Genomic DNA, 16,542 nt, shown 5'->3' with positions numbered 1-16,542 from the left:
AACCGGCTCTGCGCATCCCTCTCCCTGCCCGCGGGGAGAAGGATGCTCACGACCGAACCGATCAGCCGGCGCCGTAGCCCCCCTTCTCGTTGCTCGACGTGCGATCAGGGGAGTTGTCGTCGTATCCGCCGGTCTTCGGCCCCTCGCGCTTCTTGTCGTTCGAGGCGACGGGCGCGGTGGGTCCGCCGGTTGGCTCCTGCTTCGTCTGGTCGATCGTCGGGGGAATCGGCTTGTTCGTGGTCGTCATGCGCAGTCGCTCCCTGTGAGCACGGTTTCCGGCCGGAGGCGTCGATCGCCGTAGAGGCGCCCTGCCCCCGTGGGGATGCGCCGGGGAAGAAGGCGAAGCCGGCGGCAAGGCAACCTGCGCCCCTGCTCCGCGCCCTCCCCCCGCAGGAGAGGGAGGATCGGACCGATCGACCGGAAACGGTGCGATGCAGGAAGAAGCCCCCAGGGGCCGGACCTGTTCCGAGACCGGCAATCTCGATCCGGGACAGTCGCGCCGCAGGCCGTTGTTCATCGGCTAACTGGCCGTGGGCATGGTTGTCGTCGAGCCACGTTGCGTATCGGCTCAGGTCGAATGAACACGACGACGCCCCGCCAGCCCGTGATCGGATCGGGCGGCGGGGCTGTTTTCGTACCGGCCCTGAGGGTCGCCGCGATCACGCCTCCTGCGCCTTCTTGCGCAACGGCCTGACGAAGCCGGCATCCGCCTCCGCAAAACCCGCAGCCCGGCAGAATTCCGCCAAGTCCTCCTGGTCCGGCGCCGCCGAGACTCGCAGCGTTCCGCATCCGGCAACGCGGGCCGCCTGCGCCGCCGCCTTGAGCAGCAGCCGTCCGATGCCCCTGCGGCGATCGTCGGGCCCGACGAGGAGCGTCGTGATCTGCGCGAAGGGCAGGTCGGCCTCCAGCGCCGGGTAGCCGTGCAGCACGACGAGCCCGCTCGGCGGCCCCCAATCCAGTGCGATCAGCACCGTGCCGCCGGCATTCTGGACGGCGCCGATCCGCTGCGCGAGCGCACGCGGCGCGACCGCGCGGCCCGCCGCACGCAACAATTCGGCGAGACCTGGGGCGTCCGCCTCGGTCGCCGTGCGGATCTCCAATCCGTAGCGGCCGCTCATGCGCACAGTCTCATCGAGTGATCCTTGCCGTCATCCGCAAGCCGGCCGGATCCGGCTTGCGGACGGGCCGCCTGCCCTCCCCCGCCGCCGGGACCCGGCACCGGACGATCCCGATGCATGGCGGGGTCGCGGGATGAGAGTGGCGCGTGGATCGTTTACCCATGTGCCTTCCAAGGCAGAGACCCGACTTGAGCCCGCCCGGTGCAAACCGCGGCGGGTTTTTTCGCGGGCTCTAAAGCGTCAGCGCGCGCCGCCTTCGCGAAAGACGGCCGCGGACCGATCGTTTCATCTGGAAAAAATATCGGCCGGCTCGGCGGGCAGGGCTGGTGCCGCAGGCGAGGATTTGAACCTGCATCTCTCGCAAACGAAGCGAGTGCTCTGTCTGTTGAGCTACCGCGGCCGGCAACGAGGCTCTACCCCCTTCGGCATCCCGGCGCACGCGGGGTGGAATGCGTAACGGTGCCGCCCCCCCTTTGAGCGGGCAAGCCCAGCGGTGCCGGTGTGCCGGAAGAGGCGGGGCGATCGAAAACCGTACTTTCTACCCATTGCGGCAACGGACCCAGGACGCTCTTAAGCCGGGACCGCTCCGGTCTCGCCCCGCGAAGCCGAACGGGTGGCGGACCGAGCTGCATTACGGGTTCCGGTCCGCCACTGCCCAACGATCGGCAAAGCTCCGTCATGCGCGGGCTATCGACTGTCGAAAAGGCGGAAGCCTGCCGCCCTCACCCAGAAAATCGCCGTCGCATCATCCTAAAATATCCTTCCATAGGAATTTTAGGATTGACACCGGCACGCTCCTCTAGTACAAAACATGAACGTTCCAGAGGTGTGACGAGACGGCGGGGGCGGCGATGGCGTTTTCCGGTCCCTATCCGCTGGAGACACGCGAGGCCGTCGAGGCGCTGCTGCGTGATTCCGACCTGACCATGCTCGCGATCGCGGAACGCATCGCCGTCTCCTACGGCACGGTGAAGCTCTGGAACCGGGAAGCCCGCATCCGCCCCTGGACGCGGGCGGCCAAGCTCGGAGCCGACCCGGGCACCTGGACGGTGGGCCGCATCCGCGCAGTGGGACGGCTGTTCGACCGGCCCGACATCGATCCGGCCGATCTCGCCGAGGCCCTGGGCGCGCCGCGCGGCGGCGCCGCCGCCCTGATGCTCGCTTGCGGGATCGCGGAGTCCAAGGCTCCGGTGCCAAGGCCTCCAGTGCCAAGGCCTCCGCCACCGGACGAGACGCTGGATCTCGCCGCATTGCTCCGTGCCCAGATCGCCCGCCAGATCGCGGCCTTCGACGACAGACTGAACGGCGACGACGCCGCCGACAGCGCAAGGGTCCTGCGCGACCTCGGCGGCCTCAAGCGCCTCCTCGACGACCTCGACGCCTGCACACGCCAACCGGAATCCCACGGAGACGCGGATGGAGCATCCCCACAGGATCTCGCCGCCCTCCGCGACCGCATTGCGCGACGCTATGAGGCGTTCGCAACTGAGCGGGGACACGCGGGCGTTTCTGGAGCGTCTGGACCCGGCGGATCTGGCGGGGCTGGAGCATGACTGGCTGGTCCTCGCCCGCGAGGACCAGTTGCCGCCGCCCGGCGACTGGACGACCTGGGCCTTCGTCGGCGGCCGCGGCGCGGGCAAGACCCGCGCCGGGGCCGAATGGGTGCGGGCTCTGGCGCAGGGCGACCCGGCGCTCGCCCACGAGCCGGTCGGACGCATCGCGCTGATCGGCGAGACCTATGCGGACGTGCGCGACGTGATGATCGAGGGGCCGTCCGGGCTCCTGGCGCTGCCGGGCTTCGGCGGGGCCCGGCCGCGCTGGCAGCCCTCGCGGCGGCGGCTCGAATTCGCCAACGGCGCGGTCGCCCTGGCCTTCTCGGCCGAGGAGCCGGATTCTTTGCGCGGGCCTCAGTTCGGAGCGGCGTGGTCCGACGAGGCGGCGAAGTGGCGCCATGCCGACGCGGCCTTCGACATGATCCAGTTCGGCCTGCGGCTCGGCACCCGCCCGCGCGGCCTGGTGACGACCACGCCGCGGCCGATCCCGCTGTTGCGCCGGTTGTTTTCGGATTCGCGGACCGTGGTGACGCGGGCCCGCACCGCCGACAACGCCCACAATCTCGCGCCGGGCTTCTTGGACACCGTGGTCGGGCGCTACGGCGGCACCCGCCTCGGCCGGCAGGAGCTCGACGGCGAGCTGATCGAGGACCGGCCCGACGCCCTCTGGACCCGCGACGCCATCGAGGCCGCCCGCGTGACGGCGGCTCCGGTGCTGGTGCGGATCGTGGTCGCCGTCGATCCGCCGGTCTCCTCGCGGGCCGGCGCCGACGCCTGCGGGATCGTCGCGGCCGGCCTCGGCCCCGACGGCGCCGCCTACGTCGTCGCCGACGCGACGATGCAACGGGCCCCGCCCGAGCGCTGGGCCCGCGCCGCGCTCGCGCTCTACCACCGGCTCGACGCCGACGCCCTCGTCGTCGAGGTCAACCAGGGTGGGGAGATGGTCTCGACGGTGCTCGCCGAGATGGACGCCTCGGTGCCCGTCACCGCGGTCAGGGCGACGCGCGGCAAGTATCTGCGGGCCGAGCCGGTCTCGCTGCTCTACGCGCAATCCCGCGTCCACCATGTCGGCGCCCTGCCGGCGCTCGAGGACGAACTCTGCGAGTTCATCTCTCGTCCTCTAAGTCGTTGTGATCACGAGGTTTCTGTTTTGCAGTTTTGCAATGTTTTACAGTCTCGTTCTTCTCGCGTTCTGTTGAGGCTGATCAGGGCGGCTTGGCCGCTCGCCTTCTTGTCGGCGAAGCGGCAGTACCGCTCGATCATTGCGAGCGACATCCCGGTAATGTCGCTGATCTGCCCGGTCGACAGGCCTTCCCGACGAAGGCGGATGACGGCGGTGCAGCGGAGACCATGCAGGGTCACGCCGGCCAGCGCCGGGGTCTCATCGCGGACCGCAGCGAAGTGCTTCGAGAACAGCTTGCGCGTGAACGGTTTGCCGCTTTCCTGAAGCAGGAAGGGACCAGGTCGGCGCTCCCACGTCGCCATCTCGGCGGCGAGCTCGGGCACGATCGGACACCAGACCTCGCGGCCAGTCTTGCGCTGTCGGACGGAGAAGCCGCCTTCGTCGATGTCGGTCCAGCCGAGCCGAACGACGTCGGATCCGCGCTGGCCGGTGTAGACGTAGAGCATGACGCCCCGGCGGATGGTGCCGGTGAGCTGCTCGCGAACGGCTGTCATTTGCGCCGGCGACCACGGCTTATGGCCTCCGGTGATCGGATACGGCTTCACGCCTTCGGTGAGGCTCGTCTCGATGTGACCGCGGGCGCTCGCCCAGGCCGACACCGCGCGCATCGCCCCCAGGAAGGAATTGGCTTTGCCCTTCGTCTGGCTGAAACCATCCATCACGGCCTGGACGTGCACCGGGCGCAGCTTCGCAGCCGGCAACTCGCCCCAGGCATCGCGCGCGATGCGCAGTGAGCGGCGGTAGACCTCGCGGGAGCCGTCGGAGAGCGTTCCTGGGTCGGTGAAGGCAGGCGATGCTTCGTAGGCGTCGATCAGCGCGTTGACCGTGTTCGTGACGGCCATGCCGCTACCGCCCTGCGCCTGTCGGAGGGCGATCCAGAATTCAGGGGTCTGGGGATCGTCGGGGAGGCGAGTCCGAGGGCCGACGTGATCGGTACCGCGACCCGTCTGATGGTAGAAATATTCGCGGCCGCGCGATCGAACGCGATGCACTCCCTTAGGCAGTTGCACGACGGCCCTCCGGCGTCTTCGTGACATTCTGTGCACCCTTCAGGAATGGATCGGAGACCGAAGTCTCCCCGCCATCCTTGAGGGTGACAAGCGCAGCCTGAACGTCCTGCCAGCACCACCGAACGCAGCCGCCGGACAGGCGCAGCGGCTTAGGCAGCACGCCTCGCCGCACCATCTCGTCGACAGTGCTCTCAGAGACGTCGAGCTCGTGGGCGAGCGTTGCCTTGGAAGGGTAAGACGGGGGGCGATCGGACGACTTCAGCCGTCTCTTTCGTTGCTACGCAGAGCAGCCGGATCCTGACTGAGGCGATGCACCACCTCAGCTTCAGGCCGGAAGAGTCCTTGGTCCTGAAGAGCCCGCTCAGGCATTCCCAGGATCCCTCTTCTCGAGCACGTCGACGACGTGTTGCGCCAACGCCTTCAAATCTATGATCGTCAGAATGCCCTTGGTCTTTGCCACCGTGTCCATGAGCGTGGCAGCATCTTCGAGAAATACGAAGGATGCAGGCGGCTCTGGACGAGCGTTCTGCTTCGATAGCTGGGCGTTGCCGCTCTCATCGGCATAAGCGACTAGATCATCGCTTTTTGTGCCCCCAACGAAAAAGCCGACGAGGCTAGATCCGCGCTCACCGGTAAGCAAATCCTCGATCTCTGATCTAAGGTTATTCTGCGCAAACGCGATCGCGTTGCCGACCGCGATCCCATGCGAGGTCATCATTGCGACGGCTCGAGCAACGCAGACATCGACGACAGTGAACCGTTTCCATGTCCGGCCGCCTGAGACTTCCGGGAAAAGCCCGTTGCGATTCCGCCATGTGCGGAACGTCATAGGTTCGCAACCCGCGGCGGCGGTCAGCGCTGAAGTCGTGAAGGATCGATCGTCGAGGTTCATACTAGCTCACTTGAACCGCTTTTGTGACACGGCTTCGAAAGTGGTGCAAGCGAAATGGTTGGCGCGTAGCGCGAGCAGCTCGTTCGGTAGGGTGGACGGTCCAAGCAAGCCGCTCCCCCGATCTGGGGAGCGGCAGCCAGCGCAATTTTGCGTCGGTCGCACAAGCGGCCGGGCCGGTATCAGCGCGGGAGGATCCGCCCGCGGTTCATGAGGCTTTCGGCGAGAGCCATCCGTCGCTCGGCTTCGGCCCAGGCGTCGTCACGCTGCGCAGTGAGCAAATTTGCTCGCTGGATCGCGGCTTGCCCCCACCGAAAATTGGCGACGGCCAGCATCAGGAGGATCACGCGCATAGCGCCGCCGCCTCCCTCAGAACCGTCAACACGATCCGCTCGCCGTCGTCGTGCGGATCGCCCGGAATAGCCGTGAACCGCTCGTAATCCTCCAGGGCAAGGCGGGCCTTGGCCGCGATGTCCTGATGATTGCGAGACGGTTCCTTGATCGCGCGGCTGAACACCGCGTCAATCATCTGGCTCTCTTCCTCGAACCGTTCGTCAGACCAGTTCTCGGCGTAGACGAGCTTGTCGATTGCGATCCTTCGCCGCCATGCCCAGTCGCAGGCAATGGCGAGATCTGAGAGAGGCGCGGCTGCCGCGGCGCCGCCCACGAGCGGGAGCGCGATGAAGCCGCGGACGATGCCCCTGCGAGAAGTGGCCGTGCTCATAACCGCCCTCCCGCTGCCGAGAATGCCTCCCGGAACTGCTCTCGAAGGCGGAAGCCGACCTGCAGCAGCGGATCGCTGAGCGCGTACAAGCACTCGGCCTCGATCATGCCTTTGTTGCCGGCGAAGTGCCCCAGCAGCCGGGCAAACAGCTCGACCGCGAAGATGTCGTCTTCCATCTGGTGAAGGGCTGATCGGATCTGGGCGTCGGCGCTCATAGCGACCCCGGGTAGCCGCAGAAGCCTTGCTCGCCGATGCCGTTGAAGTCGGCCACCCCGTTGTCGTCGGTGCCGCCCTCGGAATCGTGGCCGTCTTCGTCGTCCCAACCATCCTCGAGGTCGGGATCGCCCGCGAGCGCATCGAGCAGGGCGATGTCCGCCTCGATTCGATCGGCGATCGACCGGCGCAGGATGCGGATGCGAGGTAAGTCCGGATCGACGCTGGCCATGACAGCCAGGGCGCGGGTGACAGGACCGCCGGCAGCGACGATCCGGCCACCGGGCAAGCTGGCGGGTAATAACCCGGCGCTGCCAGTGGTCTGGCGTAATAAGGGCGTGCGTGTGCTATGAGCGTGGCTAGCCATTTTCGTCTCCAAGCGACGTGAGTGGTCAGGCTCGGCGCGGGAGTACCAGTCCCTCGTCGAGCCGTTGCTTTGTAAAGCAGATGTACATAGGATCGCTTTGATGAAAATGTAAAGCGGGTCTCTACACAAAATGGCGAAGGAGCCGAAAACCGCTCAGGTGAACCTGAGGCTCCAGCCCTCTCTGAAAGAGACGGCGGAACGCGCCGCCGCCGACGATCAGCGGTCGCTGACCTCGCTCGTCGAGAAGGTGCTCACCGAGCACCTGAAGGCGAAGGGCTATCTGAAGTAGGACGCGCCTAACCGCGTGCCCGCGCCATCGCGAGGCCGATACAACTCGGACGCCTCTGCAGCCCTGAGGGTATATTATCGGGGTTGGCGCGACCTCAGGTTATACTAGTATCCCCGCATCAGTGATCGGATGTTTTGGCCGTGCTACGCACGCACTAGGTGCAATCCGGCCGAGACCGAAGAACTGCGGGAAGAGATGCCATGCCTCGCTACTTTTTTGAGGTACACAACGCTCGTGCAGTGGAGTGGGACGAGGCAGGAAGCGAATGCTCGGACCGCTCTGAGATTGAGCGAACCGCACGCCAGCGGTTGGTGGCCTTCATCGCACGCCACGCCGGTAAGCCGGTGCCGTTATGCCTAGCTGTCCTGGCTGAATGCGGCGCGGTCGTCATGACGGCGGCGGCCTTGTCGGCGGACGAAATGCAGATTTTTTGGCGCTGAGATCTTTGCGGCAAAAAAGTGCGCTAGCACCGTGTGCCTGCAACTAGCAGACCAAAGTAATCCAAAAAGATCGCGCAGACCGGTGGCGGTTCTATTCAATTGGCTCTTCGACAGTTGGAACAGCCTCACCCATCCATGCCCCCGCAAACGTTAAAGTCGCGACATAAACGGGGACGTTGTTCTCGTTACGAACCACCACGGTGAAAGCCTGATTGCCCCCTCCTTTAGGAATACGGGGTCTGGCGATCTCTGGGAGCGTGTTCAATACCTCACGGCGAACGTCTTCAGGGCCAGCGCACTCGGTGCCTTGAGCGTCGCGCCGGACCTCGCCATCGTGGAAATCGAAAAAGTACCGCGCCAAACTGGCCTCCCCCGTCACAACTACCGGAGGTTAAGCCCTGAAAGTTGCTTTTTGTTGCGGTTGAAAGCCCGACGCAGGGCCGGGTGAGTTTGCTACCCAATTCCGAAAAAGCCCGGCCTTATGGAGCAAATGCACCAAGGGCGCTTAGGGTCAGCCCCGCTCGATCTGGAACACCAGCCGCACGGTCAACACCCGCGCGTCCGCCTCGTCACGAACCGTGATGACGATCGCGCCGGGCGCTTCCAGGTTATCGGCATTGCTCGCGAACAAGGCTGCCCTGTGTATCGCTTCCACCCTCGCCGAATTGTCGTCAATAAATGTCATGCCGACCTCATCGCGCACGCAGGAACCGTTGTCTGCGTCGAAGAAATAGCGAGGCAAGTTTCACCCTCAAATCTGCCGGGATGCTCAGCGCAAACCGCATGAGGCTGCATTCATAATTTGCTGCATGATAAATTATCTGCCCGGCATGTCAATTTTGTTCAAAGCGTATGCCGGTTATGCCTCATTCAGAAACCCATTATATGATGGCTTTCGGAGGTATGAATGAATGACCGCGTGCACGAACTGCAGGATGCGATTGAGCTGCTACAATCGTTGCGCCAAAAGCTGAGCGGTAAGCTCGATTTCCGCTCTCGAATCCTTCTCGACATGCTGCTTCTGGAAGTGGCCAAGGATCTGGCGCGACTGTCGGGAGACCCGCAAATGAAAGCGCCCCGCCAACCGTGAGGCTGCTGCGGGGCGAAGTGGGCTTGGGAGGTCGGTAGCCGTCCTATGCCACCAGGGGCGCTGCTAGGCTCAAAGCCAAAGCGTAACCACACACGTTCCGGTGAGACCCCTCGCGCCTAGTCCGGCAGGGCTGAGAGTTGGGTGGGTGCACGCATGATGCCGCGTCGAGAGCCGCCGGTGTGACCTTTATCGATCAGAACGGCGAGGGGCGCAGCGTTCGGCTCAAGAAGGACAAAAGCGTCTCTTGATCTGCGCATCTGGTTTGGGTTCAGGTGGCTGCCGGGTTCGAGTGCGAGGGCGGAATTCGAACCGACGGAACTGGATCGACGATGGCCGCAGCGATACCCGATCGGGAACTCCAGTTCTCTCCCCTTGGCGGCCGCGTCACGCAGCAAGGCATCACGGTCATCGTCTTTATCTACCGATTTGCTGATGCTCCGAACGATCCCTGGCAGCTCGAGGTCGTAGACCACGACGGCGGATCAACCGTCTGGGATGAGACTTTTACAACCGACGACGACGCTCTCGCCGCTTTCGCCCAGGCTGTTCAAGAGAATGGCATCGGTGCATTTGCCGAGCTGGAAGCCAATAGGAAGCACTAGCTGGCTGACCGAGCACCTGAAGGCGAAGGGCTATCTGAAGCACGCCGGACTAAACCCCACCGCTCACCCGTCTACCCTTCGCCTTCCAAGGCGAGATCCTGACTTAGGCCCGGTCGCTGGAAAGCGTGCCGGGCCTTTTTGCGCTTCAGGCCTCGCCGAGCGCCCCGGCCGCAGAGAGGCTGTAAGGCCGTCTAAGATTCAACCTCGGGTTACACTAGTAATCCTGCGCTAGTGAGTCGGCCCACGAAGCGTGCTATTGCACCGACTGGGCTCAGCCCGAACGTCTTTAATGGCCGCGTGAGAGCGATGCCTTGCCCCGGTACTTCTTCATCATAAACAACAGCAACGCCATCGAGTGGGACGATCTGGGTAGCGAGTGCTCTGGCCGGCTCGACATCGAGCAGACCGCGCAACGGATGTTGGCAGCGTTCGTCGAGCGATATGCTGGCACTCCGACTCCGCTCTGCCTTGCAGTCCTGGCGGTCGGTGGCGCCGTCGTCATGACGGCGGCCGGCATCTCGCCCGACGAGATGCAAATGTTTTGGCGGTAGGCGCCAGCTGCCTACAAATCGTAGGGAAGCGTACAGCCTAGCCTAGCCCAACTCCAAGCTCTGCCTCCGCAAGCACCTCGGCCCGCACGCTCTGGAGGTAGCTAGTGAGGCGCTTGGCCGCCTCGGGGTCGGCACACTGGACCCAAAGGCTCGCCAATAGCACGTCAGCCCCGAGGGACCTCAAGACCTCCTCCGCGGGCCAGGCCGCATTCCGCTCGGAAGAACTGGCCAGATGGCGAAGGCCAGACGGTGTGCCGATGACGATGGCGACGGTCGCAGGCTTGATCATCTTCAGAGGCTAGCGCTGTCGCGAGGAATCGGGAAGGGCGTCTTGGTCAGCCCAAGGGTCGCACTCTCAGGCCTTCCAACATCGTGACGAGACTTGGCCTTGGCTATTGGAGGAAGCCACCCGTCCTATGGCCCGTCGCCGGATGCGATGTGCAGGAAGTGGCCGGCCAAGGAAGTGATCCTGCGCCTTAGCGCGCGCCCAGGCTGGCAGAGCAGAGAGAGCTTGCTGCACAATACCGCTTTTTTGTGCGGTCACTCCCGTGACCCGGCGGCTACAGCCGACTCGACTGACCACGTCGTAGTTCGGCGCCATGCTCACCGATCTCCCGCCAGAGGTCGCCGGCTGGCGTGATGCCATCCAGCGGCTCAGCCCATCCGTTCCGCCGTGCCGCTACCTGTCTCCGGCGCGATGGGGCACCATGCGCGACAACGCCCTCGACTTCCTCGATCGGTTCGGTGCCGAGGCGCATCGGCTCGGCTGGACGGCGTCGGAGTTGTTCGGGGTGCATCCCGAGAACGGCACGCTGCGCGTCGACTGGTGCGGCGTCCTGATGGTCAGCGGGGACAAGGCGGCATCGATTTCGGCCAACCGGATCGCCTTCACGCGTACCGCCGGCTACCGCGACACGCCTGGCATGCCGCGCGGGATGCCGATCTGGGAGTTCTCTGACAAGCGCAAAGCTGCGGCCTGAGATCGACCTGCTTAGCCCCACGCCGGCATCTTCTTCAGCGCCACGCCGACGTCTCGCACGAACACCATGGCGGCCGCCCTTGCCCGGCTCTCGCTATCGAAGCCTTCTTCGTGCGCGAGCGTCTGATCTCGAAACACGAACGACCAGCGCCACGTGCCCGGGGCCGTCTCTCTGAACGTGAACATCGCTGGCCTCCGTACGCTTACGGACCGAACAGCTTCGGCGTGACGTCCGCGTCACGGGCAATGCGGCGTATCGGCGTTATGCCCGCTATCCTCGAAGTTCACAGGGCGGGCAGATCTGCCGCACTGGTCATCCTACCCGAGGCCATCTCGGGATGCTGCTTATCTCCCGGCATTGGAACGGCCGCGCCTTACCGCAGTTGGCGCTTCACATACTGTTAGAATGGAGTGCCGAATGCGCAAACTCGCAATCACGCTTACTGCTGCCCTAAGCCTGGGCGCACTTGCTGCCGTGCCTGCCGATGCTCGACCTGGATACCGCGGCGGGCATGGGGGCTATTACGGCGGGCATCGGGGCTATCATGGCGGGTACGTTGGTCGCCGTGGACGCGGCATCGGCACGGGCGCAGCCGTCGGCCTCGGGATCGCCGGTCTAGCAGCGGGCGCGGTAGCGGCTGGCGCCTACGGCAATCGCGGCTACGACGATGGGTATGGCTATCGCCGCCGCGGGTACGGCTACTGATTAGACCGGAAGCATTGCCCGAGGGGTCGCCGAGAGGCGGCCCCTTTTCGTCCAGTCAGCCGGCTCACCCGTCCCGACCAGCCGCAGGATCTTCCTCCCTTCCGGCGTTACCCGGACCGTACCATGGAATGAACATGCGAACGGCCGAGGGTCAGCTGTCGCAATAGGAGGCTCCAGTGCCCCGCTATGATTTCGCGGCCTTACGGAGCAAATGCACCAAGGGGCGAGAGGCCGCTAACGTCGTTTCGGCTCAAAGATCGTCGGCGATCCGTAATCGACGCGAAGCAGCAATTCGGCTCGGATCTGATCCTTCGCATGCGCGGCAACGGCCTCGCATTCGAGCTTGTGGTACAGGCTCTCGTTCGTCGAGCCTTGGTACGGCCTAGCAGCCGCTTGGCGCCTGCGGATCAGGCCGATTGGGGAGTCAGTGAGCATGGCAGGTTCCCCGTAGAACGAAGTGAAAACGTCGGCAATTTGCTGCGAACATATGACGGCCTTTAGCGTCAGAAACGAGCGCAAAACGGGCACAACTGCCGAACGAAAAGCGCCCCGCAAAGCGGAGACCGCTGCGGGGCGAAGGTGGGTCTATCCTGTGCCGCCGAGGCAAGGCGGCAAGGGTAGGAGGCTGATACACATCAATGGGTGCGCGTGCACGCATCTGCGCTTTGTCCCAGACCCATCAGATCAGGATCAGATCGCCGGGCTTGAGCTTGTACGGTCTCGCCATGCGCTTCGACAGCTTGCCGGCTATCTCAACCACAACATCCTCGGAACCCTGCGCCGTCACGATCTCCAGCGCCTCCGCTGGCGACGTGGCCACCAGCGCATAGAGCCGCGTCGGCTCGCGCTTCTGCTTCACCGCAACGAGATAGGTGTCGAGGCTCGGTTCCTTGGCCATAACCTGGAATGGCACGTCGCCGGCAGGCTGTCGCGCCTAGGCAGGCAGGGCTGAGAGTTGGGCGGCGAGCGTATTTCGCACCGCGACCTCGCCGAGTTCGACTTCCGGTACCACAACCGGGCGAAGCTGGGCCTGAACGATAAGAAGCGGGCGGACTGAGCGCTTGGGGCATCCTTGGCAAGCGGCTGAGGTACCAAACGGCTTGTGAAACGCCGGTAGCAAGCCTATCTTCCACAAAGGCCTCCTTTGCCTGAATACGCTGGCTAGAACAGCCGTGCCAGGGCCTGCCTCTGGCTAGGGCTCAGGGGGACCTGCTCCTACTTTTGAGGTGCCAAACGGTAAGGAACCGCGCGCTCGGCGCGGTGTCCGAGGCCCAAGAGTGTCGGCCCGAAACGCGTAGTGCAAAATCAGCGAGGTCTTTTTTCGGTGACGTGTGCGCTACAGCGTTTTGCTTTGCAGCAATAGCGCCAAGAACCACGTCCGTAAGCTGAATAATACCAACATTTTCCGATTTTACCGGCTCTATACTAACAATACAATTTGGCTTTGTTTGATGTCTTTTGTAGGCGTCCGCGCACAACTCGTTTCGCATCCGACAGATGTCTTTACAATCATTGCCGGCATCAAGCCTGATGTGTATGCGTCGAGCCCGACCATAGAATGCAGCTAGCCGATGAAGAAATAGCTGATAATACATCCTATTCACACTAGTATCTCGATCGTCTCCCGCCTTCTCTCGATGATTGTATCCATCAAATTTAGCAATAATTACATGCAATGCGGCTTTTCGTGTTTTGATGAGATCAAACCCGTATTGTATAAGCGACTCATAGGCCGATCTTCTATTGCCCCCTCTATATTGGGACCAATGAAACTCAGACCTGATACCTGCATCGTCGCGGATAGCGGCTATACTGTCTTCGACTTCATTTATACGATTGCCGCTAACAGCAAAACCTCCCGCTACCATGAAGGCGCACTGTTTAGAGCTTGCATCGCCATAGAATGACAATGAGGGCAGCTGATTGGGTGGTGCAGGAACCAACATGACCGGTAGCATACCTTGCTGTAGGCAAGGCGGCGAGTCGCAATGCCCTTGTTCGCGATTGCGTTCTCGATAGTGAAGATTCTACCATGACAGACACCCCCACCAAGCCCGAGCGGCTCTCTAAGCTCGGCGCCGAGAATGTAACGCCCGAGGAGCAAAAGCGCCGCCTCATAAAGGCTGCACGCGAGTTGGGCGCGAGCGAGGATGAAGCGCAGTCCAACAGGACGCTCGGAAAACTGATCAAGCGTAAGTTAGCAGTCGTATTTTAGTTGTGGCCAAGAAAAGTACGCTAGATCGACTTGAACCAGCTTTTGATCGCTTCCAAGAGGCGCACTTTTGGATACATGGATTAGAGCGATACTATCACGAAGCTGAGGCTTTCCGGTGGCATCTCAACGTGTTTATAAAGGCTATCAAGGAAATTACTCCACTTGTTCGCAAGGCGTTACAAAATGAGATTGGTTTCAAGGACTGGTTCGAGCCTTTTGGGGAAAGGCTCTCTACCGATCCACTGCTCTGTAAACTGTCCGATAATCGTGACTACATTGTCCACCATGGTATGCTGGCTCTTGAAAGCTCAGGATCGCTTGGAATTACGGAAGGCCGTGGCATCAAGCTAGGGCTTAGCTTTCCCATTAATCCGAACGAAGACAGCGATGATGCTATGAAATCCTTCATCCGCGCTTTAGCGGTGAACGGCGATTTTCTTGGTTTTCTGGCCGAAGATGAGGACTCGCTGCCCTGTGTCGAGAGATACTGGCGACTTCCCAGCATCGACGAGGATATCGTTGATGTATGCGCGCGGGCTTGGCTTACCCTAGGCGAAACAATGTCAGCCGTCGCAGAGTGGTGTGGTGTTGAGCGCCCGCAATTCAACCTTCAATGCAGGCATTCTAGCCAGCAGCTTCACTTCAAAATCTATAATCGGAAAGGCTTAAGAGCCGAGGTCCTGGACATCCGCGCTCGGCCGGATTTTGTCATGGCAGAGGGTGCCCAGGACGCCGCGCCCCTCTCCATTGATGACGATGATTAAGCGCCCTCCTGCTGCCCCGTATGTGAGAACGGTATAATCGATCGCCCATCTCATGCCCCGGAGATGCGACCCGAACAGCTTCATGTGCTGGCACTCTTGGCGTCGCCTTCCGCAGCCGCGACCGGTAGACACCTCGCTACGCCACGGTAGCCTCTGGTACCCGTCCTTGCATCTCTGACGCGCGAGGGTGGGCGGGCCTCGTCGGACTGTGCCCTTCCTAGCGGGTTCGGCGAGGCCCTATCTCGACACACTAGCCAGCTTGGCTAGGATGCTGCGATGCGCCTCCATCTCGTCTGTGCCGCTATCATTGTATCGACGGCGGCCGGCGCGCAGGCGCCGAGTGCGAAGCAACTGATCGCGGCATGGCGGACAGCGAACGGCGAGTGCCGCGGAAGCACCGACCCGGAGTCGCTCAAGACCAAATCCGAATGCGACCGCCGCGAGCGTCTAGGCGGCCGTCTTGACCAGATCGGGTGGTGCTACGGCAAAAAGGGTGAGGCCGGTTACCAAAACGCTTGGCATCGTTGTGAGCCGAATTCTGAGCGCCAGAACGATCTCAAGCCAGGGCAATTTTAGCAGCAGCTTCCGCCTGCTTAGGCACCGGAAGCTGCACCCAGTGTTGGACGCCGACATAAATCATGTAGCGAAGGCAGGTCTGACCCGCGCCAGAAGGTGAATTTATTCGACATTTCCAGGTTAGTACGTATTGCCTCGGCCGAGCTTTGGATGTCTTAGCAAATTTCACTCACAAGGATTTACTCCATGAACGATACTGCGACCCCTGCCTTCGACGTGGTCGACCTTACCGCCGACATTGTCGCTGCCTTCATCTCAAACAATTCACTGCCGGCCTCTCAACTTCCGACGCTGCTGACCAGCGTTCATGCCGCCGTCAGTGCGCTAGCGAATGGTGGCGGCGCTGCTGGCAATGCGCTGGCCGAACCTGAGGTCGAAAAACCCACGCCTTCCCAGATCCGCAAGTCAATCACACCGGACGCGCTGATCTCGTTCGTAGACGGCAAGCCCTACAAGACGCTGAAGCGGCACTTGTCGACCAAGGGGCTGGATCTGGCCGCATACCGCGCCCGCTACGGCCTTCCGTCGGATTACCCGACCGTAGCACACAACTACTCGGCGGCCCGTTCGGCGCTTGCTAAAAACCTTGGGCTTGGTCAGCAGCGGCAGAAGGGGCCACAGGCGGCTGCCGCTAAAGTGGCTGCGCCCTCGGCTACGGTCTCTGACAAGCCGAAGCGGGGAAGGCCGGCGAAGAAGGCCAACTAGTCGACGCCACCGCTACACCATCGGGCCGAAGCCGCATTGCCGATCGCGCCGGCTAAGCGGCGACGGCTCGATGAGAAGCCGGGCCGCGCTCTAATCCTTGATCCCTCCGGCCATCGGATCATGGGTCATCTCGATTGCAGCGTGGACCTCATCCCAGAGCAGATCGTCGTCCAGTTCGGGGTCGGTCATGTCGAGCCCTGCCTTCCGGGCCTCGTTCTTCAATTCCTCGATCGTCTTGGCCGTGCGGGCATCCACGTCCCCTTCGAATGTGGGATCGTTGCGGATGTTCTCCGAAATCCAATCCCTGACGAAACTTGACGGACGATCTGACATTAAGAGCCTCGCTGCGGCGCCCTCGGTATAAGCCAGCGGTGAGAGGCAATCGAGCGCCTTCGTCGTTACGCCAGCCTTCCTGGTCTGCTGCGCGCACCAAAGGTCTGAATCTAAGCTGAGGCAGCTTGGCGCCTGAAGGGCTGTAAAGGGCGGACCAATTCCAGGCCGCTGTGGCGGAGTAAAACCAGGCCAGTGGCGGCCGGCAGCTTGAACGATGAAGGGGCCCGATCGGGCC

General features: G+C 62.8%; 26 protein-coding genes, 1 tRNA gene and 1 pseudogene. 13 read left to right on the top strand and 15 right to left on the bottom strand.

What is annotated here, in order from left to right:
- Window positions 1–61: 61 nt before the first annotated feature.
- The 3 genes from MFF07_RS19745 to MFF07_RS19735 all read right to left on the bottom strand — a co-directional run bounded on the left by MFF07_RS19745 (window position 62) and on the right by MFF07_RS19735 (window position 1,518).
- Window positions 62–247: a hypothetical protein gene (locus MFF07_RS19745; RefSeq protein WP_238232747.1), complete on the bottom strand. Its 186-nt coding sequence runs from the start codon at window positions 245–247 to the stop codon at window positions 62–64.
- A gap of 412 nt (window positions 248–659) precedes the next feature.
- Complete coding sequence (locus MFF07_RS19740; protein WP_147819277.1) at window positions 660–1,118, bottom strand: GNAT family N-acetyltransferase; 459 nt, start codon at window positions 1,116–1,118, stop codon at window positions 660–662.
- 324 nt (window positions 1,119–1,442) lie between these two features.
- Window positions 1,443–1,518, bottom strand: a tRNA-Thr gene (locus MFF07_RS19735).
- A gap of 451 nt (window positions 1,519–1,969) precedes the next feature.
- Between MFF07_RS19735 and MFF07_RS19730 the strand changes: the two genes are divergently transcribed.
- Window positions 1,970–2,671, top strand: coding sequence for a hypothetical protein (locus tag MFF07_RS19730; RefSeq protein ID WP_238232746.1), 702 nt, complete (start codon window positions 1,970–1,972; stop codon window positions 2,669–2,671).
- Window positions 2,589–3,779: pseudogene (locus MFF07_RS19725) on the top strand (DNA-packaging protein); the annotation flags it as partial. The gene MFF07_RS19730 and the pseudogene MFF07_RS19725, both read left to right, overlap by 83 nt.
- A 26-nt stretch (window positions 3,780–3,805) precedes the next feature.
- Here the strand turns inward: MFF07_RS19725 and MFF07_RS19720 are convergent.
- From MFF07_RS19720 to MFF07_RS19695, 6 genes are all read right to left on the bottom strand, one after another.
- Window positions 3,806–4,696 (bottom strand): tyrosine-type recombinase/integrase, encoded by an 891-nt coding sequence (locus MFF07_RS19720; RefSeq protein ID WP_238232745.1) that lies wholly within the window; start codon window positions 4,694–4,696, stop codon window positions 3,806–3,808.
- Window positions 4,697–5,225: 529 nt separating this feature from the next.
- A complete protein-coding gene (locus tag MFF07_RS19715; RefSeq protein WP_238232744.1) occupies window positions 5,226–5,756 on the bottom strand; it encodes a hypothetical protein in 531 nt (176 codons plus the stop codon).
- Between the two features lie 179 nt (window positions 5,757–5,935).
- Complete coding sequence (locus MFF07_RS19710; RefSeq protein WP_238232743.1) at window positions 5,936–6,106, bottom strand: hypothetical protein; 171 nt, start codon at window positions 6,104–6,106, stop codon at window positions 5,936–5,938.
- Window positions 6,097–6,477 carry a hypothetical protein gene (locus tag MFF07_RS19705; RefSeq protein ID WP_238232742.1) on the bottom strand — a complete coding sequence of 127 codons (381 nt, stop codon included), beginning with the start codon at window positions 6,475–6,477 and terminating at the stop codon, window positions 6,097–6,099. Before MFF07_RS19705 ends, MFF07_RS19710 begins: the two co-directional genes overlap by 10 nt.
- The gene (locus MFF07_RS19700) at window positions 6,474–6,692 is read right to left on the bottom strand and encodes a hypothetical protein (protein WP_238232741.1); all 219 of its coding nucleotides are present in this window, start codon (window positions 6,690–6,692) and stop codon (window positions 6,474–6,476) included. The genes MFF07_RS19705 and MFF07_RS19700 overlap by 4 nt, the downstream gene beginning before the upstream one ends.
- Window positions 6,689–6,922: a hypothetical protein gene (locus MFF07_RS19695; RefSeq protein WP_238232740.1), complete on the bottom strand. Its 234-nt coding sequence runs from the start codon at window positions 6,920–6,922 to the stop codon at window positions 6,689–6,691. Before MFF07_RS19695 ends, MFF07_RS19700 begins: the two co-directional genes overlap by 4 nt.
- Before the next feature lie 292 nt (window positions 6,923–7,214).
- Between MFF07_RS19695 and MFF07_RS22585 the strand changes: the two genes are divergently transcribed.
- Together MFF07_RS22585 and MFF07_RS19690 are read left to right on the top strand one after the other, a co-directional pair.
- Complete coding sequence (locus tag MFF07_RS22585; RefSeq protein WP_283206834.1) at window positions 7,215–7,346, top strand: hypothetical protein; 132 nt, start codon at window positions 7,215–7,217, stop codon at window positions 7,344–7,346.
- Between the two features lie 200 nt (window positions 7,347–7,546).
- A complete protein-coding gene (locus tag MFF07_RS19690; RefSeq protein ID WP_238232739.1) occupies window positions 7,547–7,786 on the top strand; it encodes a DUF6894 family protein in 240 nt (79 codons plus the stop codon).
- Between the two features lie 91 nt (window positions 7,787–7,877).
- On the opposite strand, the gene MFF07_RS22755 is transcribed toward MFF07_RS19690, so the two are convergent.
- Window positions 7,878–8,165 (bottom strand): DUF6894 family protein, encoded by a 288-nt coding sequence (locus tag MFF07_RS22755; RefSeq protein ID WP_373322399.1) that lies wholly within the window; start codon window positions 8,163–8,165, stop codon window positions 7,878–7,880.
- A 132-nt stretch (window positions 8,166–8,297) separates the two neighbouring features.
- Window positions 8,298–8,528 (bottom strand): DUF6894 family protein, encoded by a 231-nt coding sequence (locus MFF07_RS19680; protein ID WP_238232737.1) that lies wholly within the window; start codon window positions 8,526–8,528, stop codon window positions 8,298–8,300.
- Between the two features lie 165 nt (window positions 8,529–8,693).
- Here MFF07_RS19680 and MFF07_RS19675 point away from each other — a divergent pair, with 165 nt between their 5' ends.
- The 4 genes from MFF07_RS19675 to MFF07_RS19660 all read left to right on the top strand — a co-directional run bounded on the left by MFF07_RS19675 (window position 8,694) and on the right by MFF07_RS19660 (window position 11,009).
- Window positions 8,694–8,876 carry a hypothetical protein gene (locus MFF07_RS19675; RefSeq protein WP_238232736.1) on the top strand — a complete coding sequence of 61 codons (183 nt, stop codon included), beginning with the start codon at window positions 8,694–8,696 and terminating at the stop codon, window positions 8,874–8,876.
- Window positions 8,877–9,205: 329 nt separating this feature from the next.
- The gene (locus tag MFF07_RS19670) at window positions 9,206–9,478 is read left to right on the top strand and encodes a hypothetical protein (RefSeq protein WP_238232735.1); all 273 of its coding nucleotides are present in this window, start codon (window positions 9,206–9,208) and stop codon (window positions 9,476–9,478) included.
- A 311-nt stretch (window positions 9,479–9,789) separates the two neighbouring features.
- Window positions 9,790–10,029 (top strand): hypothetical protein, encoded by a 240-nt coding sequence (locus MFF07_RS19665; RefSeq protein WP_238232734.1) that lies wholly within the window; start codon window positions 9,790–9,792, stop codon window positions 10,027–10,029.
- Between the two features lie 599 nt (window positions 10,030–10,628).
- Window positions 10,629–11,009, top strand: coding sequence for a hypothetical protein (locus MFF07_RS19660; RefSeq protein WP_238232733.1), 381 nt, complete (start codon window positions 10,629–10,631; stop codon window positions 11,007–11,009).
- Between the two features lie 11 nt (window positions 11,010–11,020).
- On the opposite strand, the gene MFF07_RS19655 is transcribed toward MFF07_RS19660, so the two are convergent.
- Window positions 11,021–11,194 carry a hypothetical protein gene (locus MFF07_RS19655; protein WP_238232732.1) on the bottom strand — a complete coding sequence of 58 codons (174 nt, stop codon included), beginning with the start codon at window positions 11,192–11,194 and terminating at the stop codon, window positions 11,021–11,023.
- Window positions 11,195–11,426: 232 nt separating this feature from the next.
- On the opposite strand from MFF07_RS19655, the gene MFF07_RS19650 reads away from it, so the two are divergent.
- Window positions 11,427–11,714 carry a hypothetical protein gene (locus tag MFF07_RS19650; protein ID WP_238232731.1) on the top strand — a complete coding sequence of 96 codons (288 nt, stop codon included), beginning with the start codon at window positions 11,427–11,429 and terminating at the stop codon, window positions 11,712–11,714.
- 679 nt (window positions 11,715–12,393) lie between these two features.
- Here MFF07_RS19650 and MFF07_RS19645 read toward each other — a convergent pair.
- Window positions 12,394–12,627, bottom strand: coding sequence for a hypothetical protein (locus MFF07_RS19645; RefSeq protein WP_238232730.1), 234 nt, complete (start codon window positions 12,625–12,627; stop codon window positions 12,394–12,396).
- Window positions 12,628–12,913: 286 nt separating this feature from the next.
- Window positions 12,914–13,660, bottom strand: coding sequence for a DUF3800 domain-containing protein (locus MFF07_RS22750; RefSeq protein ID WP_373322398.1), 747 nt, complete (start codon window positions 13,658–13,660; stop codon window positions 12,914–12,916).
- Between the two features lie 86 nt (window positions 13,661–13,746).
- On the opposite strand from MFF07_RS22750, the gene MFF07_RS19640 reads away from it, so the two are divergent.
- The 4 genes from MFF07_RS19640 (at window position 13,747) to MFF07_RS19625 (ending at window position 15,974) form a co-directional block, all read left to right on the top strand.
- Complete coding sequence (locus tag MFF07_RS19640; protein WP_238232729.1) at window positions 13,747–13,929, top strand: hypothetical protein; 183 nt, start codon at window positions 13,747–13,749, stop codon at window positions 13,927–13,929.
- Window positions 13,930–13,931: 2 nt separating this feature from the next.
- Window positions 13,932–14,693, top strand: coding sequence for an Ea47 family protein (locus tag MFF07_RS19635; RefSeq protein WP_238232728.1), 762 nt, complete (start codon window positions 13,932–13,934; stop codon window positions 14,691–14,693).
- Between the two features lie 276 nt (window positions 14,694–14,969).
- On the top strand, window positions 14,970–15,269 hold the full coding sequence (locus MFF07_RS19630) for a hypothetical protein (protein ID WP_238232727.1): 300 nt from the start codon (window positions 14,970–14,972) through the stop codon (window positions 15,267–15,269).
- Between the two features lie 186 nt (window positions 15,270–15,455).
- Window positions 15,456–15,974 (top strand): Ros/MucR family transcriptional regulator, encoded by a 519-nt coding sequence (locus MFF07_RS19625; RefSeq protein ID WP_238232726.1) that lies wholly within the window; start codon window positions 15,456–15,458, stop codon window positions 15,972–15,974.
- A gap of 90 nt (window positions 15,975–16,064) precedes the next feature.
- Here MFF07_RS19625 and MFF07_RS19620 read toward each other — a convergent pair.
- The coding region (locus tag MFF07_RS19620; protein WP_238232725.1) for a hypothetical protein at window positions 16,065–16,542 on the bottom strand (478 nt) is incomplete at its 5' end.

Origin of the sequence: Methylobacterium thuringiense (assembly GCF_022179645.1) — a bacterium.
In the GTDB taxonomy this organism is placed as follows: domain Bacteria; phylum Pseudomonadota; class Alphaproteobacteria; order Rhizobiales; family Beijerinckiaceae; genus Methylobacterium; species Methylobacterium thuringiense.
The sequence above is the reverse complement of the archived record's forward strand: the minus strand, read 5'-3'. Positions and strand labels throughout refer to the sequence as shown.

What these genes read in the sequence shown, in the direction of transcription:
- MFF07_RS19695 (WP_238232740.1), bottom strand. Translation starts at nt 6,922, where the DNA reads ATGGCCAGCGTCGATCCGGACTTACCTCGCATCCGCATCCTGCGCCGG.
- MFF07_RS19650 (WP_238232731.1), top strand. Translation starts at nt 11,427, where the DNA reads ATGCGCAAACTCGCAATCACGCTTACTGCTGCCCTAAGCCTGGGCGCA.
- MFF07_RS19700 (WP_238232741.1), bottom strand. Translation starts at nt 6,692, where the DNA reads ATGAGCGCCGACGCCCAGATCCGATCAGCCCTTCACCAGATGGAAGAC.
- MFF07_RS19745 (WP_238232747.1), bottom strand. Translation starts at nt 247, where the DNA reads ATGACGACCACGAACAAGCCGATTCCCCCGACGATCGACCAGACGAAG.
- MFF07_RS19690 (WP_238232739.1), top strand. Translation starts at nt 7,547, where the DNA reads ATGCCTCGCTACTTTTTTGAGGTACACAACGCTCGTGCAGTGGAGTGG.
- MFF07_RS19720 (WP_238232745.1), bottom strand. Translation starts at nt 4,696, where the DNA reads ATGGCCGTCACGAACACGGTCAACGCGCTGATCGACGCCTACGAAGCA.
- MFF07_RS22750 (WP_373322398.1), bottom strand. Translation starts at nt 13,660, where the DNA reads ATGTTGGTTCCTGCACCACCCAATCAGCTGCCCTCATTGTCATTCTAT.
- MFF07_RS19715 (WP_238232744.1), bottom strand. Translation starts at nt 5,756, where the DNA reads ATGAACCTCGACGATCGATCCTTCACGACTTCAGCGCTGACCGCCGCC.
- MFF07_RS19655 (WP_238232732.1), bottom strand. Translation starts at nt 11,194, where the DNA reads ATGTTCACGTTCAGAGAGACGGCCCCGGGCACGTGGCGCTGGTCGTTC.
- MFF07_RS19630 (WP_238232727.1), top strand. Translation starts at nt 14,970, where the DNA reads ATGCGCCTCCATCTCGTCTGTGCCGCTATCATTGTATCGACGGCGGCC.
- MFF07_RS19670 (WP_238232735.1), top strand. Translation starts at nt 9,206, where the DNA reads ATGGCCGCAGCGATACCCGATCGGGAACTCCAGTTCTCTCCCCTTGGC.
- MFF07_RS19705 (WP_238232742.1), bottom strand. Translation starts at nt 6,477, where the DNA reads ATGAGCACGGCCACTTCTCGCAGGGGCATCGTCCGCGGCTTCATCGCG.
- MFF07_RS19740 (WP_147819277.1), bottom strand. Translation starts at nt 1,118, where the DNA reads ATGAGCGGCCGCTACGGATTGGAGATCCGCACGGCGACCGAGGCGGAC.
- MFF07_RS19640 (WP_238232729.1), top strand. Translation starts at nt 13,747, where the DNA reads ATGACAGACACCCCCACCAAGCCCGAGCGGCTCTCTAAGCTCGGCGCC.
- MFF07_RS19730 (WP_238232746.1), top strand. Translation starts at nt 1,970, where the DNA reads ATGGCGTTTTCCGGTCCCTATCCGCTGGAGACACGCGAGGCCGTCGAG.
- MFF07_RS19625 (WP_238232726.1), top strand. Translation starts at nt 15,456, where the DNA reads ATGAACGATACTGCGACCCCTGCCTTCGACGTGGTCGACCTTACCGCC.
- MFF07_RS19675 (WP_238232736.1), top strand. Translation starts at nt 8,694, where the DNA reads ATGAATGACCGCGTGCACGAACTGCAGGATGCGATTGAGCTGCTACAA.
- MFF07_RS19710 (WP_238232743.1), bottom strand. Translation starts at nt 6,106, where the DNA reads ATGCGCGTGATCCTCCTGATGCTGGCCGTCGCCAATTTTCGGTGGGGG.
- MFF07_RS19660 (WP_238232733.1), top strand. Translation starts at nt 10,629, where the DNA reads ATGCTCACCGATCTCCCGCCAGAGGTCGCCGGCTGGCGTGATGCCATC.